The sequence below is a fragment of the Fodinicola feengrottensis genome (genome assembly GCF_039530045.1).
GTDB classification, from domain to species: domain Bacteria; phylum Actinomycetota; class Actinomycetes; order Mycobacteriales; family HKI-0501; genus Fodinicola; species Fodinicola feengrottensis.
On sequence record NZ_BAAANY010000012.1, the window covers coordinates 58609 to 75601 of the forward strand.

A 16993-nucleotide genomic window follows, 5' to 3' on the forward strand; every position below is an offset into this window, starting at 1 on the left:
GATTCTGTCAAAGTCGCACTTATCCTGGCCCCTCCCCGCGGAGGTCACATGTCCGAATCGGCTCCGGAGCAGTTGCGGCGGGTGCTCGGCATCGCCGACGGGATCGGCATCTCGGTCTCCAGCATGGCGCCGACCTTCACCATCGGCGTCGGGCTCGGGGTGACCGCGGCGATCGTCGGGCCGGCGATGCCGGGGATCTGGATTCTCGCGATCCTGCCGATGCTCGGCATCGCTGCTGGCCTGGCCAGGCTGAACGTACGGGAGGCGAACCTCGGCAGCGTCTACCACTGGGCCGGCGTCCACCTGAACCCGTGGCTCGGGTTCGTGTCGGCGTGGATCACCGTCGCGGGCGCCGTTTTGCTGCTGTCGTACACGATCCAGGTCACCGGCCAGACCACGCTGCAAACCCTCGCGTCCGCCGGCGCGCTGTCCGACCACGTTGTCAGCAGCGTCCCAGCGGCGGTGATCATCGGGGCGGTATGGCTCGCCGGGCTGTGTTTTCTGGCCGTACGCGGAGTGGATCTGGCCGCTCGCTTCCAGACGGTTCTCATCGTGGTGGACGTGATAGCGGTGATCGGCATTTGCGGGCTGGCGCTGCTGCACGGCGGCGGCGAGCCATTTTCCTTAGCCTGGTTCAATCCGTTCGCGGCCGGCTCCATCGGCGCGGTGGTGCACGGCGTCGTCGTCACGATTTATCTTTACTGGGGCTGGGACAACTCGCTCCGGTTGAACGAGGAGAGCCTCCGGGCATCGTCGGCCGGCCGGGCCGCTATCTGGTCTTTGACGCTGATCCTGGTGGTTTTCCTGCTCGCCCAGGTCGGGTTCCAGCGGGCCACCACGATCGGTGAACTGGTGGAGCATGGCGCCGCCGGGCTGACTTTCGTCGCTGGCCGGGTCGGCGGCCGCCCGGGCGAGCTGATCGCGGCGCTAGCGCTGCTTGTGTCGGTGCTGGCCATCGCCCAGGCGGTGGTGCTCGCGGTCAGCCGACAGACGCTCGGGATGGCCCGGGACGGCGTGCTCGGCCAGGTGTGGGGACGGATCCATCCGCGCTGGAACACGCCGGCCGCTGGCACTGTTCTGATCGGCGTCATCGCCACCGCCATCTGCGTGGCGAGCGCCGCGCTGGGCAGCCTCAGCCAGATCATCGCCGCCTTCGTCACCGCGATCGGCATGCCGATCTGCCTTTATTACGCCATCGCCGGGCTGGCCGTCGCGGCCGCTTTTCGGCGCGACAGCGGCAACTTCGGCGACCGGCTGGTGGTGTGGTGGCTGCCGATCGGGTCGGCGGTGGCGCTTTTCGCGATGGCCGTTTACCTGTTCGTGCTGAACTGGATCACCGCCGATGGATTTGCCTTCACCGCGACCAATACCCGCTTCCAGGACGTGGTCGCTCTGGTGGTGCTGATCGGTGGCGTACCGATCGCGCTGGCCCGCCGGAACAGCCCGTACTTTCACCGACTGGCGAGGACCGATGGCTGACATTGTTATCACCGGCGCGAAAATTCATGGCATCGACGCCGCGGCGATGGCCGTACGGGACGGCCGCATTGTCGGCGTCGGCGACGAGGCGAAAGTGCTGTCGGTGGCCGCACCGCAGGCCCAGCGGCTGCACCTGCCCGGTCGGATGGTGGTGCCCGGATTCCAGGACGCGCACGTCCACGCGCCCTTCGCCGGCCGCGACCTGCTCCGCGTACATTTGAACGACCTGGCCGGCAAGGAGGCCTACCTGGCCGCCATTTCGACGTACGCGCGGGAAAATCCGGACGAGGAATGGATCGCCGGGGGCGGCTGGGCGATGGAGTATTTCCCCGGCGGCTCACCGTCCAAAGAGGACCTCGACCGGATCGTGCCGGACCGGCCGGTGTTCCTGTTCAACCGAGACGTGCACGGCGCCTGGGTGAATTCGGCGGCGCTGCGGATCGGTGGGATCACCGCGCACACTCCCGATCCCGCCGACGGCCGGATCGAGCGGACCGCTGACGGCGAGCCCAGCGGGATGCTCCAGGAAGGCGCCGCCTACACATACCGGGACCGTTTCCTGCCCGTACTGACCAGGCAGGACTGGGAAGCCGCGATCCTGCACGCGCAGGAATATCTGCACAGCCTGGGCATCACCGGCTGGCAGGACGCCTGGGTCACCCCGGACACCCTCGCGGCCTACCGCTCGCTGGCCGACGACGGCCGGCTGACCGCTCGGGTCGCGGCCGCGCTCTGGTGGGAACGGCATCAGGGCCTGGAGCAGATCCGGTCCTTCACGGAGCAGGCGTCCTGGGGATCGGGAGGCAATATTTCGGTGCGTACGGTCAAAATCATGACCGACGGAGTGCTGGAAAACTACACCGGCTCGCTGCTTGAGCCCTACCACGACGGTTGTGGCGGCGACAACGTTGGGCTGTCCTATTTGGACTCCGACGAGCTGGCGGCCGCGGTCACCGAGCTGGATCGAGTCGGTTTCGGCGTACACATGCATGCGATTGGCGACCGGGCCTGCCGAGACAGTCTGGACGCGGTGGCGGCCGCCCAGGCCGCGAACGGCGTTTCCGACAACCGCCACCACATCGCGCACATCCAGCTGATCGACCCAGCCGACCTGCCGCGGTTCAGTCACCTTGGTGTCACCGCGAACATGCAGGCGTACTGGGCACAACGCGATGGACAGCTGGAAAAATTGACCCGCCCGTTCCTCGGCGACGAGCGTACGGACCGGATGTATCCCTTCGCCGACCTACGCTCGGCCGGAGCCCGGATCGCCGCCGGCAGCGACTGGCCGGTGTCCACTCCGGACCCGCTCGCGCAGATCGAGGTCGCGGTCCGCCGCCGCAGCCCGGAGGACCGAGAGAACGATCCTTTCCTGCCACACCAGTCATTGTCACTGTCCGAGGCGCTGACAGCCTTCACCAGCGGCTCGGCCTACGTGAACTACGACGACGAGGCCGGCCGCATCGCGGTCGGCCAGCGCGCCGACCTGACCGTGCTCGACCAGGACCTTTTCCAATGCCCAGACGGGAAAGTAGCGGACGCCTCGGTCGAGTTCACCATCACCGCCGGCACCATCGTCTACGCGCGAGGCTAACCTCGCTGCCAGACCACCGGCGAGGGCGTAGGTTCAGGCGGGAGACCAAACTCACGAGGAGGACACGGTGCGTTTCGCGATCAAGACCCGGCCTGAGCACACCACCTGGGAGCGGATCCGGGATGTCTGGATCGCCGCCGACGACTTCGAGATCTTCGAATCGGCGTGGAACTGGGACCATTTCTATCCCCTGTCGGGCGATCCGGCCGGCTCTAACCTGGAAGCGTGGAGCATGCTCGCGGCGCTCGCCCAGGCGACCCGGCGGATCCGGATTGGCTGCCAGGTGAGCGGCATGATTTACCGGCATCCGGCGCTGCTGGCCAATATCGCCGCCAGTGTCGACATTATTTCCGCCGGCCGCCTGGAACTCGGCGTCGGTGCCGGCTGGAACCAGCAGGAATGTGATGCGTACGGCATCGAGCTGCCGCCGTTGAAGGAGCGTTTCGACCGCTTCGACGAGGGTGTCCAGGCCATCATTGGCCTGCTCACCCAAGAGCAGACGACTTTCCAAGGTCAGTACGTGAAACTCACCGAAGCCTTTTGCGAACCAAAGCCGGTACAGCGCCCGCACCCGCCCATCGTGATCGGCGGCAAAGGCCCGAACCGAACGCTGCGAGCGGTCGCGAAGTGGGCGCAGCAGTGGAACGCGATCACCGAAAGCCCGGAACAATGGCGTGAGCTCAAGGAAGTTCTGGTCACCCGGTGCGCCGAGGTGGGTCGCGACCCGGCCGAGATCACCTGCTCGGTGAACGTCCGCATCGACCCCGCCGAGCCGCTGGAGCGGGCCGCTGAAACGGCTGCCGCGTACGGAAATGCCGGCGTTGATCTGATTGTGATGAACCTGCCGCTGGACGCCGGTCCGGAGGTTTTGGAGCCACTCGCCAAAGTGTTGGCATAACACCGTGTGGGCGTGGCGGCAGCCGGGGCCGTACGAGTTCGAGCGGATCGAGGTGCCCGCGCCCGATCCGGCCACCCTCGGGACCGGCGCGGTGCTCGCGCGGTTCCGGGCCGGCGCGATCTGCGGCAGTGACCTGCCGCCCTTCACCGGGGTGCGCAGCGCGGAGTTTCCGCAGACCGGCACGGTCGGGGCGCCGCTGCATGAGTTCGTCGGCGACGTGGTTTTCTCCGCGTCGCCGACCATCGCGATTGGTGACAGGGTGGTCGGTACGGCATGGCCAGCCGCTTTGCTGGAAATCGTGCCGTCGTCCGTGGACCGCCTGCACGTCCTTTCCCCGCGGTTGGACGATATTCACGCGACCAGCGTCCAGCCGCTCGCGACCGTGCTGTGCGCGGCCGAGCGCATCGGGGACGTACGGGCAAAACGCGTCGCGGTATTGGGGCTCGGCCCCATCGGCGTGCTTTTCGCCGCCGTGCTGCACGATCGCGGCGCGTACGTGACCGGCGTCGACCGAGTCGACCGGACCGATGTCGCCCCGCTTTTCGGTATCGACGAGCCGGTCACCGGGCACGCCCGGCAATGGGCCGCCGAACTGTCCGATGTGGACAGACCGGACGTGGTCATCGACGCGATCGGGCATTCGCACGACATTCTCGAAGACTGCGTCGAGGCCGTACGCCCGCACGGCGAGATCTTCGCTTTCGGCTTGCCAGAAGAGCGCTACGTGATGCCGATGCGGCGATTCTTCCGGAAGAACCTCACGCTCCGCGCCGGCGTGACCTCCGACTGGCCGCGGCACCTCGCGGCCGCCGAGATCTTCCTGGCGGCCCGGCCGGAGCTGGGTGCGGCCTACGTGACCAACACGTTCGGGCTGGATCGCCTCCAGGACGCGTTTCTGACCGCTCTCCGGCCGGCCAAAAATCGCCTCAAAGTGGCCCTGATCCCCTGAGAAGTTCGTCAGCCGAATGTAAGAGCTGCCTGAAAGCTTCCGCTATTTCCCTTATATCGATCGTTTTCTCAGCTACCTTGACAACAAACCCGGACACCGGGTCGGTTGTGAGACAGATCGCGGAACTGGCACATATCCGGACCAGCTGACATCCTTCGTTGAAGGTTCAACTACCCGGCCAGTCGGAGGGATCGACCCGTATGAACATCAGGAAGCACTGGAAAGCGTGGCTTGTCGGCGCGGTCGCCGCGGCGATCGTGCTGGTGGTGGGCGTGCCGTACGCATACATTCACTTCGTCGAGGGCGACCAGCCGGCCGCCCTCAGCCTGAATAGCGGCACGTCGGACTCCACATCGACGAGCGCCGTCTCGGCCGACGGGAGCTGGAAGGTCTCCAGCGGCTCACAGGCGGGCTATCGCGTCCACGAGACGCTCGCCGGCCAAAGTGTCACCGCGGTCGGCCGTGGCACCGGTGTCACCGGCACGCTGGCGATCAGCGGTACGAACGTCACCACCGGCAGCTTCACCGTAGACATGACCGCGATCAAGAGCGACCGCACCCAGCGCGACGCGCGTTTCTTGTCCATTGTGGACACAGCGAAATTCCCGACCGCGACTTTCGCGGTGACCAAACCGATCGCGCTCGGTTCCATCCCGGCGGCCGGCAAGACGATGGACGCCACCGCGACCGGCAATCTGACCGTGCACGGCGTCACCAAGCAGATTTCGGTGCCGATCAAGGCAACCCGCTCCGGCGACAGCATCAAGGTGCAGGGTGCCATTACGGTGACCTTTGCTGACTACGGCGTGCAGGCGCCGAACATCGCCAGTTTCGTGAAGGTCGACCCCAGCGGTCAGATCGAGTTCCTGTTGACCCTCACGAAGTAACTACTTCCGGCGCAACAGAGCCAGAAACATCGCGTCGGTGCCCTGGCGGTGCGGCCACAGCTGCACCGTCGGGCCGGCGCCGAGGTCCGGTACGTCCGGGAGCAACGGCCTGGCGTCGACCAGCTCCGCGCCCGTACGACGCACCACATCGGCGACCTGGACCCGGGTTTCCGCCAAGTGCGGCGAACACACCACGTACCCCACAACACCGCCCGGCCGAACCGCCGTCAGTGCGGCGACGGCCAGTTCCCGCTGCAGCTTCACCAACGGCTTCACGTCCGCCAGTTGCCGCCGCCACCGCGCCTCGGGGCGGCGGCGCAACGCGCCAAGGCCCGTACAAGGCGCGTCGACGAGCACTCGATCGAAGCCACCCTCGGGCAGCCGCGGATCCTCGCCCACCGACCGGCCGTCGGCGACCACGACCGTGACCGGCAGGCCTTCGGTCGTACGAGCCACCAGGTTCGCGCGGTGCTCGGCCTGCTCGACGGCCACCACCGACGCCCCTCGCTGCGCCGCCAGCGCGCCCAGCACGCCAGTCTTGCCGCCCGGCCCAGCGCACAGGTCCAGCCACCGCTCGTCCGCACCGGCCAGCTCGACGTTCGCCAACGCCAGCGCGCACAGCTGACTGCCCTCGTCCTGGACGGCGGCGCGGTTGTCGCGGACAGCCTCGATCGCCGCCGGGTCGCCGCCGTCAAGGTAGATCGCGTACGGGCTAAACCGGCCAGCGGTCCCGCCGGACGCGGCCAGCAGCTCGTCCCGGTCGATCCGGCCCGGCCGGGCCACCAGGTGGGTGGCGGCCGGCGCGCCGTCGGCGGCCAGCGCGGCGGCGGTCTCGGCCAGCGCGCCGATGCCCCCGGCTGGCTTCTCTCCCAACGCGTCGGCGAACGCCCGGACGATCCACTCCGGATGCGAGTGCTCGATGGCCAGATGCGCGACCGGGTCCTTCTCGGGATCCGGCGCCACCTCGACCATCCACGCGTCGAACTCACGCTCGGCGACTCGGCGCAGCACCGCGTTCACGAACTTCGCTGGCCCGTCGGTGACCGCGACCCGGGCCACCTCGACGGTGGCGGCGACCGCGGCATGCGCCGGCACCCGCATGTGAAGCAGTTGGTACGCACCCAGCCGCAGCAGCTCCAACACCCGCGGATCGACCTGCTTGAGCGGCCGCGAACTGCAGAGTTCCAGCACCTTGTCCAGCTGCCCGGTGCTGCGCAGGGTCCCGTAGGCCAGCTCGGTGGCGAAAGCCGCGTCCCGGCCGACGATCCGCCGGTCGGCCAGCATGCCCGGCAGCACCAGGTTCGCGTACGCACCGCGGGCCGTCACCGCGACGAGAGTGTCGAAGGCGGCCCGGCGGGGCGCGTCGGGCTGCGGCGGCTTGTACGGCCGGGTGGCCTTCCGCGCCGGCCGGCGCGGGCCCTGACCAGTCATCGGCCAAGCACCTCGCCGCCGTTCAGGCGCAAGCCGCGGGCCCAGTCGGCGGCCGGCATCGCCCGCTTGCCCTCGGCCTGCACCTCACCCAGCTCCAGCGCAGTCGTACCCGTCCCCACGAGAACATGCTTCTTCGAGACCACGAGTTCCCCCGGTGCGGGTTGCTTGAGCCCGATCACCGCCGGTTGGTAGACGGGCTTGACCGGCCCGAGTTTCACCCGGTGGCCGCCCAGCGTCGTCCAGGCACCCGGTGCCGGCGTACAAGCGCGGATCCGGCGGTCGACGGCCCGAGCCGGTTCCTCCCAGCGCACCCGCGCGTCGTCGACGCTGATCTTCGGCGCGAGCGACACGCCATCGGCCGGCTGCGGGACCGCCACCGCTGTGCCGGCCTCGATCGCATCGAGCACCGCGACCAGCAGTTTCGCGCCGGACAAAGACAGGCGGGCGAGCAGGTCACCGGAGGTGTCGCCGGCGGTGACCTGCTCGGTCACCGTGCCGTACACCGGGCCGGTGTCCAACGACTCCTCGATCGTGAAGACGCTCGCGCCGGTGATGTCGTCGCCGTGCAACAGCGAATGCTGCACGGGTGCCGCGCCGCGCCAGGCCGGCAACAGTGAGAAGTGCAGGTTCAGCCAGCCGTGCTTGGGGATGTCGAGAGCGCTGCGCGGGATAAGCGCGCCGTACGCGACCACCGGGATGCAGTCCGGCGCGAGCGCCCGCAGGTGCTCCTGGAACTCCGGCTCGGACGGCCGGCGCGGGCTCAGCACCTCGATGCCGAGCTCGTCAGCGAAGGTGGCCACCGGCGACCGGTGGGCCTGCCGGCCACGGCCGGCTGGCGCGTCCGGCCGCGTGACAACCGCCACCAGGTCATGAGCCGAGGCCTGGATCGCGCGCAGGGCGGGCAGTGCGGGTTCCGGCGTACCGGCGAAGACGAGTTTCAGCGGATCGTCCCATGCAGCTCGGACGGGCTCAGTTTGATGACCGGCGGGGCGTCCGGGTTGAACCACTCCGCCTCGCGTACCGCCTTCATGGCGGCCCGTTTGGTCTCGCCCTCCAGCCGGTCCAGGAACAGCACGCCGTCCAGGTGATCGGTCTCGTGCTGCAGGCAGCGGGCCATCAGCCCGGTGCCGACGATCTGCAGCGGGTCGCCGTACTCGTTGAAGCCCTTGGCGATCACGTTCTGCCGGCGCTTGGTGTCGAAGTAGAGCCCGGGGATGGACAGGCAGCCCTCCGGGCCCTCCTGCTCCTCCTCGTCGGTGAACTCCAGCACTGGGTTGGCGATGTGGCCGACCACGTCGTCGATGTCGAAGGTGAACACCCGAAGACCGACGCCGAGCTGGGGCGCGGCGAGGCCAGCGCCTTCCTTCTCGTGCATGGTGTCGATCAGGTCCGCGACCAGCTGGCGCAGCTCCTTGTCGAACGTACGCACCGGGTCCGCCGGCGTACGCAACACCGGATCGCCAAACAAGCGGATCGACTGGACGGTCACACGGGTCTCCTCACCTCCGGCCGACCCGGCACGAATCGGGACAGCTAACCAGGTGACATTTTAGGCAGCGAGCTGCGGGCTTGTTCACCGCGGTCAGCACTGCGAACAGCACGCGAGCGGACGGGCCTCTGCACGTCCGCTCGCTCTGTGCCCTGCTCAACACACTGATTTCTTTATCGGCGCTCGACGACTTGGGGGACCCGTCTTGCGATGAGCATGAGGATAGCGGAAATAACCACCACGTGGGGCGCTTCGGAAGAACAAAACAAACAGAACTCCGCTGACGGAAATGGTTTGTCGTCAGCGACAAATATCCGGCTGGCAGGATGGACGTCATCCGACCCGCTTCCGAGGAGACCCGTGCCCGACCCCCGCGCCTCACTTGGCTTCGCGCCGCCGGCGAACGAGTGGCTGGACAGCATCCAGAACCTCGCTGCCACCGAGGTCGTACTTCCCGACGACCATACCGCTGACCAGCAACTACGTGACCTCGGCGTACTCGAAGCCGACCGCGCCGACATCCTCGCCGCCCGGCCGGCCCAGCCCGAGCTGCGCTGGCTTCTGGACCGCTGCCACACGCAACTCGTCGCTGACATCGACCAATCACCAGGCATGCTTCCCTGGCCCGAGCTGCCCACGTCGTACGGCCCAGTCGGCCGCTTCTTCTACGTCTGGGTCTTCCTGACCGCACTGCCGGCCATCCGCGACTGGCACGCCCAACACGGCATCACCGACGCCGAGTCACGGGAGATTCTCCAGGACGTCGGCCGCCAAATCGCCGTCCACCGCCGCCTTTTCGACGGCGTCAGCGGCCTGCACACCCAGGCGTGGTTGACCCTGCACTTCCGCGCCCAGATCTTCTCCTTCGGCCGCCTCCAGTTCGAGCGCCAACACTCCCGGGTGACGGTCCCCGACGTACTCGCCCTCGGCGACCCGGTCCTGAGCGTCCACATCCCAGAAACCGGCCCGCTACTTCCAGCCGCCTGTGACGCTTCGTTCGCCGCTGCCGCGAAGTTCTACCGCGAGCACTTCCCGGCCGAGAAGTACGAGCTAGCCGTGTGCCGCTCATGGCTGATGGACACACAGTTGGCGGACTACCTGCCGGCCGAATCGAACATCATGGCGTTCCAAAACCGATTCACCTCGAGCGGAGAGCAGTCCCCCGGCGATGCCGCCGTTCTCGAGTTCGTGTTCCGGTACGCGGGTACGAATCTCGACTCGCTGCCCCAGGACACCGGCCTCCAGCGAGCCGTTGTCGCACATCTTCGATCCGGCAAACGCTGGTTAGCCGCCACTTCCTACTGCCGCCTGTAGGAAGCGGTCCGACGTCGAGTGCAGTACAAAACCCCACTCTCGACGTCGAGAGTGGGACATTGTCCCGCACTCGACGTAAATCCAGCCCCAACTTCTGACCTACCCGGCCAATAGACCTAGATCAACTCCGACGGGTCGACCTGAATCCGAACTGGATCAGGGGCCTTGCGGGCACTTCGCACCCCAGCCGCCTGGTGCAGGGCGGCCGCCAATGCCAACCCCGCGCCCCGCCGCACTCGTACCAGCGCGCGCTCGGTGTCCTCATCCTCAGCATCGGACACCGCCACCGGCCCTAACACCTCGCCGCCCTCGGGGAGGTGGAACGCCTGCAGGAAGTCGGCGACGGCGTCGGCGCGGCCAGTCAGGGAGGCCATTCTCACGGCCGGGGGGAACCCCAGGGCCGTACGGTCGGCGAGCTCGCTGCTCGCGTGCCATCCCGGGTCCCACCGAAGCAACGCCTGCACGACGGGCACCGAACCATCGGCGTGCGCGACGACGATCCCACCGCGTTGGGCGGGGCGTACGAGCGCGACGGCGTTCGCCCATCGGCGCAGGGTTTCCTCGGACGCGCGCAGGTCGGCCCGGGTCAGCAGAGCCCAGCTGTCCAGCAACAACGCGGCTCCGTAGCCGCCGTCGGCGACCGGTTCGGCGCCGGGCGTGGCGATCACCAGGGCCGCTTCGGCCGGCACGGTCGCGAGCACACCGTCACGGCCGGAGGTGCGTACGGGTGTGCCTGCGAAGGCGCGGCCGAGTTCCTCGGCGGTCCGGCGGGCGCCCACCACGGCTGCCCGGAGCCGCCGTGACCCACACTCCGAGCAGGTCCAATCGCCCGCCAACCGGCCGCACCAGCGGCAGCTGGGCACCGCGTGGCCGCTGGACAGCGCCAGCGGGCCGGAGCAGGCCGAGCAGCGGGCCGAGGCCCGGCAGCGCTCGCAGGACATCGACGGCAGGTAGCCCCGGCGCGGGACCTGGACAAGGACGGGTGCGCCGTCGGCGAGCGCCTTGCGGGCGGCCTGCCACGCGATAGTGGGCAGCCGAGCGGCCATTGCGCCGGCGTCCCGCTCCTGGTCACGTTCGTCGCCGACCGGTACCACCCTGGGGCTGGCGGACCGCACCACCGCGCGGTCAGCAGCCAGCTCATGCGCCCAGCCGGACTCGATGAGCAGCTGCGCTTCCGCGGTCCGTCCGTACGCGCCGATCAGGACAGCGCCGCCGCCGTGCTGTGCGCGCGTCAACAGAACCTGACGGGCGTGCGGATAGGGGGCGCGGGGCTCGGCATGCAGGTCGTCGCCGTCGTCCCAGATCGCCACCAGACCGAGGTCGGCGACCGGCGCGAAGGCCGCCGCACGGGTGCCGGCGACCACCCGGACCTGCCCGCGGCTGGCTCGCAACCAGCGCCTGTACCGAGCTTCCGGGCCGAGCGCGGCGGACAGGCTGACGTGCTGCCCATCGCCCAGTACGGCGGTCAACGCGGCATCCAATCGATCCAGATCGCGCTGGTCTGGGACCACCAGAACAGCGCCACGACCGGAACGTACGCACGCGGCGGTGGCCTCGGCGAGCCGAGCCGGCCAGTCCTCGCCAGGCAGCGCACCCCAGACCGCCCGCGGCGAGCGGCCGTCCTGAAGAGCGGTCAAATAGGCCGCTCCGGTCGCATAGCGCTGCCAGCCGTCAGCAGCCGGCGCGGCGACCTCGGGCAACGGCTCGTCCGTCGTACGAGCGGCATTCTCAGCGCGCGCGTGCCGGGGCGGCACCGCCAACCGAAGCACATCGGCGAGCGTGCCGGCATACCGATCGGCGACCTGCCGCGCCACGGTCCCGATCTCGGTGCTCAGCACCGCCTCAGCGGACACCGCACGCTGCAGAAATGCGAGCTTGCCGGGATGTTCACTGGCCTCCAGCCGGGCCAGCACGAAGCCATCCACCAGCTGTCCGGAGAACCTCACCCGGACCCGCCCGCCTGGCACCACCTGCTCGTCCGCGGTGGCTGGCACGAGGTAGTCGAACGGGCGGTCCAGGTGCGCCAGCGACATGTCCACGGCCACCCGGGCGACCGGCAGCCGCTCAGCGGGCTCCGGTCCGGCCGTGGCCTTGCGGCGCGCTGGGCGCACGGCCAGACCGCGCAGCGCGAGCTGCCCCTCCCCCTCGTTCACGCACCCAGGTCTACCAGAGGCCCACGACCGAACCGCCGCGACCAAACTGGTGCGGCCCACCACACGTCAAGACAAGATGAACTCAACACGGCCTAGACTGCGGTTCCGGTGGATCGAGAGGCAGGCCTTGATCAGCGAGTCTTTGGCGTTTCATGTCCTGGGCCCGTTCGAAGTGCTCGTCAACGCGGAACCCGCGGTGGTGCAGGGCCGCCAGCGGTCGGTGTTGGCCGCGCTCGCGCTGTCCGCCAACCGGGTCGTCTCCTACCGGGCGCTCACCGAGTACGCGTGGCCCGAGCCGCCGCCGAGCCGCAACAGCCTGCAGACGGTGGTGGCCCGACTCCGCCGCCAGCTCGGCACCGACACGATCGTCACCGTCGGACCCGGTTACCTGCTCCGGGTCGATCCGTTGGCGGTCGACGCGCTGCGGTTCCGCGACCTGCTGCGAGCCTCCCGCGCCGCCGGCGAGCCGGCGGCTGAGCTGGAGTTGTTGCACCAGGCGCTGGCCCTGTGGCGCGGCGACCCGCTCAGTGACGTGCCGTCCGACCTGCTCCAACGCGAGGCCGCCGCCGAACTCACCGAAGACCTGCTGTCAGCGCTGGAACGTCGACTGGATCTCGACCTGGCCAACGGACGGCACCGCGAGGTGCTGGCCGAGCTGCGCGGCCTGACCAGCACCTATCCGCTCCGGGAAGCCCTCTGGCAGCGACTGATGCTGGCGCTGCATCGCGGTGGCCGGCGGGCCGACGCGCTGGAGGCGTACCGGTCGGTGGCCACCGCCGTACGCGATCAGCTTGGTCTGGATCCCGGCCGGGATCTCGCCGACCTGCACCAGGCCATCCTCGAAGACCGAGCGTCGCTGGCCGTGCCGGAGACCGCACCGGCCTCGCCGACCGCGCTGGTACGCCCGCCGCGGCAGCTGCCGTCGGACATCGCCGGTTTCGCCGGCCGGGCCGACCACCTGGCCACCCTGGACGCGCTGATCCAGCCGGTCGCCGGCCGGACGCCGAGCGCGGTGGTGATCTCGGCGATCGACGGCGCCGCCGGGATCGGCAAGACCGCGCTCGCGGTGCACTGGGCGCACCGGGTCAGCGACCGGTTTCCGGACGGCCAGCTCTACCTGAACCTGCGCGGCTTCGGCCCCGGCGCACCCGTACCCGCGGCCGACGCACTCGACACCGCGCTGCGATCGCTGAACGTGCCGGCGGACCGGATCCCGGCCGACCTGGACGCCCGGGCGGCCGCGTTCCGCAGCGAGCTGGCCGGCCGGCGGCTGCTGATCCTGCTGGACAACGCTCGGGACAGCGACCACGTACGCCCGCTGCTGCCGGGCAGCGACTCGCTGGTGCTGATCACCAGCCGTCGCCAGTTGCGCGGTCTGACCGCCCGCGAAGGCGCCCAGCGGATCACCGTCGGGCAGCTGACCACGCCGGAGGCGTTGTCGCTGCTGTCGGCCGCGGTCGGCGCCGAGCGGGTGGCCCGAGAGCCGGCCGCGGCGGCCGGCATCGTCGAGCTGTGCGACCGGCTGCCGCTGACCGTACGACTGGCCGCCGAACCCGCGGCCCGGCATCCGAGCCGGCCACTGGGCGACCTGCTCAGCGACCTGCACCACCAGCGGCACCGACTGGACACCTTCGCCCTCGATGACGCCCCAACGGACCTGCGGGCGGTCTTCTCGTGGTCGTACCAAGCCCTCGCCGCGCCGGCCGCGCTGCTGTTCGCGCTGCTCGGACTGCATCCCGGCAACGACGTGAGCATCGGCGCCGCAGCCGCGCTGGCTGGCCTCGACAACCGCCGCGCGGCCGCCCTTATGGATGAGCTGGTCTCGACCAGCATGCTGGAACGGCGGTCCGCCGACCGATACGAGTTCCACGATCTGCTCCGCGAGTACGCGCGCGAAGTCGCCGAGACCGAGCTGACCGACCGGGACCGCAGCGCGGCGATCGACCGGCTACTGGACTGGTACGTGCACACCGCCGCCAACGCGCGCGAGCGGCTCAGCGAATACCCCCACGGAATGCGGCTACCGGCGCCGCACCCAGGCGTCACACCGGCGGTCTTCGAGGACTACCCGCGGGCCATCGGCTGGTGGGACAGCCAGCGGCCGGCAATCACCGCGGCCGTCGACCTCGCCGTCGAACGAGGCTCGCACCGGCACGCCGCGGTGCTCGGCGAGCTGGGCTGGTCGTACCGCTACATCCGCGGGCACTGGGCCGAAATGCTCCGGATCGGTGAGGTGGCGGTCCGGTCCGCGCGCCTGGCCGGCGACCCGTTCCTGGAGGCGAAGGTCCTTAACGGCCTGGGCACCCCGTACAGCAGGACCGGCCGCATCGACGACGCGATCAACGCCTGCCGGCAGGCGTTGCTGCTGTTCGAGCGGCTCGACGCGCCGGTGGAGCAGGTGATGTGCCTGATCAACATCGGCTCCAGCTACAACCTCTCGGGCCGGTACGAGGAAGCGCACGAGACGCTCGCGCAGGCGCTGGTGCTGTGTCCGGACGCGGAGCCGCGCGGCTCCGAGGCGATGGTGCTCAACAACCTGGCGGTCGCGTTCAACGGCCTCGGCCGGTACGCCGACGCGGCCCGGCAGGCGCGGCGCGCAGCGGCCATCTTCCGCGACCTGAACGAGCCGGCCCGACTGGCGTACACGTTGGAGACCGAGGCGGACGCGTACGCCGGACAGGGCGACCTGGCCGGTGCGATCGCCATCTATCAGGATGCCCTTCACCAGGCCGAACAGGCCGGCGTCACGACCCTGGCGGTGGCCATCCGGCGCAGCCTGGGCAAGCAGTTGCTCGCAGATGGGCGGTCCGGCGAAGCCCGAGCGGTGTGGACCGAGGCGCTACACGTCTGCGTCGATCGCGGTGACCCGGAGGCGGATCACCTCCGCGCGTTGCTGGCACGGCTGGACCTGCCCACCACCAGCCACCACTGAGTCTTGGCCACTGAGTTTTGGCCGCGACTTGTCGCGAATAGTGGTATTCGTTACGATTTTGACGATGCCGCCTGCAGCTGCCTGATCGGGCATTCTCTTTTCCTCCCATTTGCCGGCTCCCCTCGCTTGGTCGTACCTTTAATTCATTGCGAGATGAATTAAATGGAGGCAGAGATGACCGATGTGGACGTACCGATCCTGATTGTCGGCGCCGGACCCACCGGACTGACCATCGCGCGTGAGCTGGCCCGGCACGGCGTACGCGACAGCATTCGGCTGATCGACCGGGCGCCGGAGGCGTCGCGCACGTCCCGGGCGCTTGTCGTCCAGGCCCGTACGCAGGAGCTCTACGACGACATGGGGATCATCGAGTCGATGCAGGCGGCTGGCGAGGAGGTGCCGGGCCTGCACATCCTGTTCACCAACAGCTCGGCTGACGTACGGATGGACCTGAGGGGCCTGCTGACCGCTCCCGACATCCGCAGCCACTACCCCAGTTCCTGGACCATCTCGCAGAACGAGACCGAGCGGGTGCTGGCCGAGCATCTCGCCGAGTTCGACCTGGAGATCGAGCGCGACCTCGCGGTCATCGACATGATCGCCGACGACACCGGCGTGACGGTCACGACCCGTCGTGGGGACGGCACCCAGCAGACCATTCGCGCTGGTTACGTGATCGGTTGCGACGGCGCGCACAGCGCGGTCCGCAAAGCCAGCGGGATCCCGTTCGAGGGCTCCACGTACGAAGAAGAGTTCATCATGGCGGACGCGAAGCTTGACTGGGAGCTGCCGCACGGCGACCTCTACGTCTTCCCGTCCAAGATCGGCATCATGGCCGCGTTCTCGATGCCGGGCCAGGACCGCTACCGGATCTTCGGCAATGTCAAGACTCCGGAGACCGGACACTCCGGCGAGTACAGCGAGCCGACCCACGAGGAATTCCAGGCGATGCTGGACAACCGCGCGTCGGTGCCGGCCAAGGTCGTCGAGGAGTACTGGGTCAGCCGCTATCGGATCCACCGCCGCTCGGTGCCGCGCTATCGCGACGGCCGGATCTTCCTGGTCGGCGACGCCGCACACGTACACAGCCCGGCCGGCGCGCAGGGCATGAACACCGGCATCCAGGACGCGTACAACCTCGCGTGGAAGCTCGCGTTGGTGCAGCGTGGCGTGGTCACCGGCGCGAACGCCGAGGTCCTGCTGGACAGCTTCAACGACGAGCGGCACCCGGTCGGCGTCCAGCTGCTCAAGACCAGCGACCGGATGTTCCAGATCGCGTCCGGCCAGGGCGCCGCGCAGGCGTTCATGCGCGAGTTCCTCGCGCCGACGCTGGCCAAGACGGTGCTGACCCGTGAGTCGTTCCGGCGCTTCTTCGCCGGCATCCTCTCCCAGCTGGCCGTCCACTACCCCAAGTCGCCGCTCAACCTGTCCGAAGGCACCCACTGGGGTGAGGCGCCCGAGCCGGGCGAGCGGGCTCGCGAGGCTGACGTCCAGATCGACGGCACGGCCGGCCGGATGTACGACGTGTTCCGCGGCACCCACCACACCGTCCTGCTTTTCACCGGGCACGACGAAGGCTCGATGACCAGCATCGAGTTGGCCCGCATCGCGACCAAGCTGGAAGCGGACTTCGGCGATCTCGTACGCGCTCGGGTTGTCAGCGCGGAGCGGTTCGCCGACCACCCCATGGTCATCGGCGACCTCGAACGCGAGGTCCATAAGACGTACGCCGTCGAGAAGGCCAGCGCTTTCATCGTCCGGCCCGACTCGTATCTCGCCTACCGCTCCCAGCCGGTTTCCGCTGACCAGATCACCGCCTACCTGACCTCCAAGCTCTCCTAGAGGCGGACGGATAGTTAAGGAGTCG

Annotated in this window: 12 protein-coding genes; 8 read left to right on the forward strand and 4 right to left on the reverse strand. The window is 69.0% G+C overall.

The features are described 5' to 3' along the window. Positions 1-48 precede the first annotated feature (48 nt). The 5 genes from ABD301_RS18465 to ABD301_RS18485 all read left to right on the forward strand — a co-directional run bounded on the left by ABD301_RS18465 (position 49) and on the right by ABD301_RS18485 (position 5807). Positions 49-1479, forward strand: a complete 1431-nt coding sequence (locus tag ABD301_RS18465) for an APC family permease (protein WP_344311484.1) — start codon at positions 49-51, stop codon at positions 1477-1479. Then, positions 1472-3073, forward strand: a complete 1602-nt coding sequence (locus ABD301_RS18470; protein WP_344311485.1) for an amidohydrolase — start codon at positions 1472-1474, stop codon at positions 3071-3073. Before ABD301_RS18465 ends, ABD301_RS18470 begins: the two co-directional genes overlap by 8 nt. 67 nt (positions 3074-3140) lie before the next feature. Beyond that, positions 3141-3971 (forward strand): TIGR03560 family F420-dependent LLM class oxidoreductase, encoded by an 831-nt coding sequence (locus tag ABD301_RS18475; protein ID WP_344311486.1) that lies wholly within the window; start codon positions 3141-3143, stop codon positions 3969-3971. A 4-nt stretch (positions 3972-3975) separates the two neighbouring features. Continuing rightward, the gene (locus ABD301_RS18480) at positions 3976-4920 is read left to right on the forward strand and encodes a zinc-binding dehydrogenase (RefSeq protein WP_344311488.1); all 945 of its coding nucleotides are present in this window, start codon (positions 3976-3978) and stop codon (positions 4918-4920) included. A gap of 200 nt (positions 4921-5120) precedes the next feature. Next, entirely contained in the window at positions 5121-5807 is a 687-nt protein-coding gene (locus ABD301_RS18485) for a YceI family protein (protein ID WP_344311490.1), read from the forward strand. Here ABD301_RS18485 and ABD301_RS18490 read toward each other — a convergent pair whose 3' ends face one another. From ABD301_RS18490 to def, 3 genes are read right to left on the reverse strand one after another with little or no spacing between them, the layout of a single operon-like run. After that, complete coding sequence (locus ABD301_RS18490; protein WP_344311491.1) at positions 5808-7238, reverse strand: RsmB/NOP family class I SAM-dependent RNA methyltransferase; 1431 nt, start codon at positions 7236-7238, stop codon at positions 5808-5810. After that, positions 7235-8179, reverse strand: coding sequence for a methionyl-tRNA formyltransferase (fmt, locus tag ABD301_RS18495; protein ID WP_344311524.1), 945 nt, complete (start codon positions 8177-8179; stop codon positions 7235-7237). The genes ABD301_RS18490 and fmt overlap by 4 nt, the downstream gene beginning before the upstream one ends. Beyond that, positions 8176-8727: a peptide deformylase gene (gene def / locus ABD301_RS18500; protein WP_344311492.1), complete on the reverse strand. Its 552-nt coding sequence runs from the start codon at positions 8725-8727 to the stop codon at positions 8176-8178. The genes fmt and def overlap by 4 nt, the downstream gene beginning before the upstream one ends. A 360-nt stretch (positions 8728-9087) precedes the next feature. Between def and ABD301_RS18505 the strand changes: the two genes are divergently transcribed. After that, entirely contained in the window at positions 9088-10041 is a 954-nt protein-coding gene (locus ABD301_RS18505) for an acyltransferase domain-containing protein (protein ID WP_163573863.1), read from the forward strand. 116 nt (positions 10042-10157) lie between these two features. Here ABD301_RS18505 and ABD301_RS18510 read toward each other — a convergent pair whose 3' ends face one another. Next, entirely contained in the window at positions 10158-12152 is a 1995-nt protein-coding gene (locus ABD301_RS18510) for a primosomal protein N' (RefSeq protein WP_344311525.1), read from the reverse strand. A gap of 169 nt (positions 12153-12321) precedes the next feature. Here ABD301_RS18510 and ABD301_RS18515 point away from each other — a divergent pair, with 169 nt between their 5' ends. Beyond that, a complete protein-coding gene (locus ABD301_RS18515) occupies positions 12322-15126 on the forward strand; it encodes an AfsR/SARP family transcriptional regulator (protein WP_344311493.1) in 2805 nt (934 codons plus the stop codon). 174 nt (positions 15127-15300) lie between these two features. Further along, positions 15301-16968: an FAD-dependent monooxygenase gene (locus ABD301_RS18520; RefSeq protein WP_163573111.1), complete on the forward strand. Its 1668-nt coding sequence runs from the start codon at positions 15301-15303 to the stop codon at positions 16966-16968. Positions 16969-16993 lie beyond the last annotated feature (25 nt).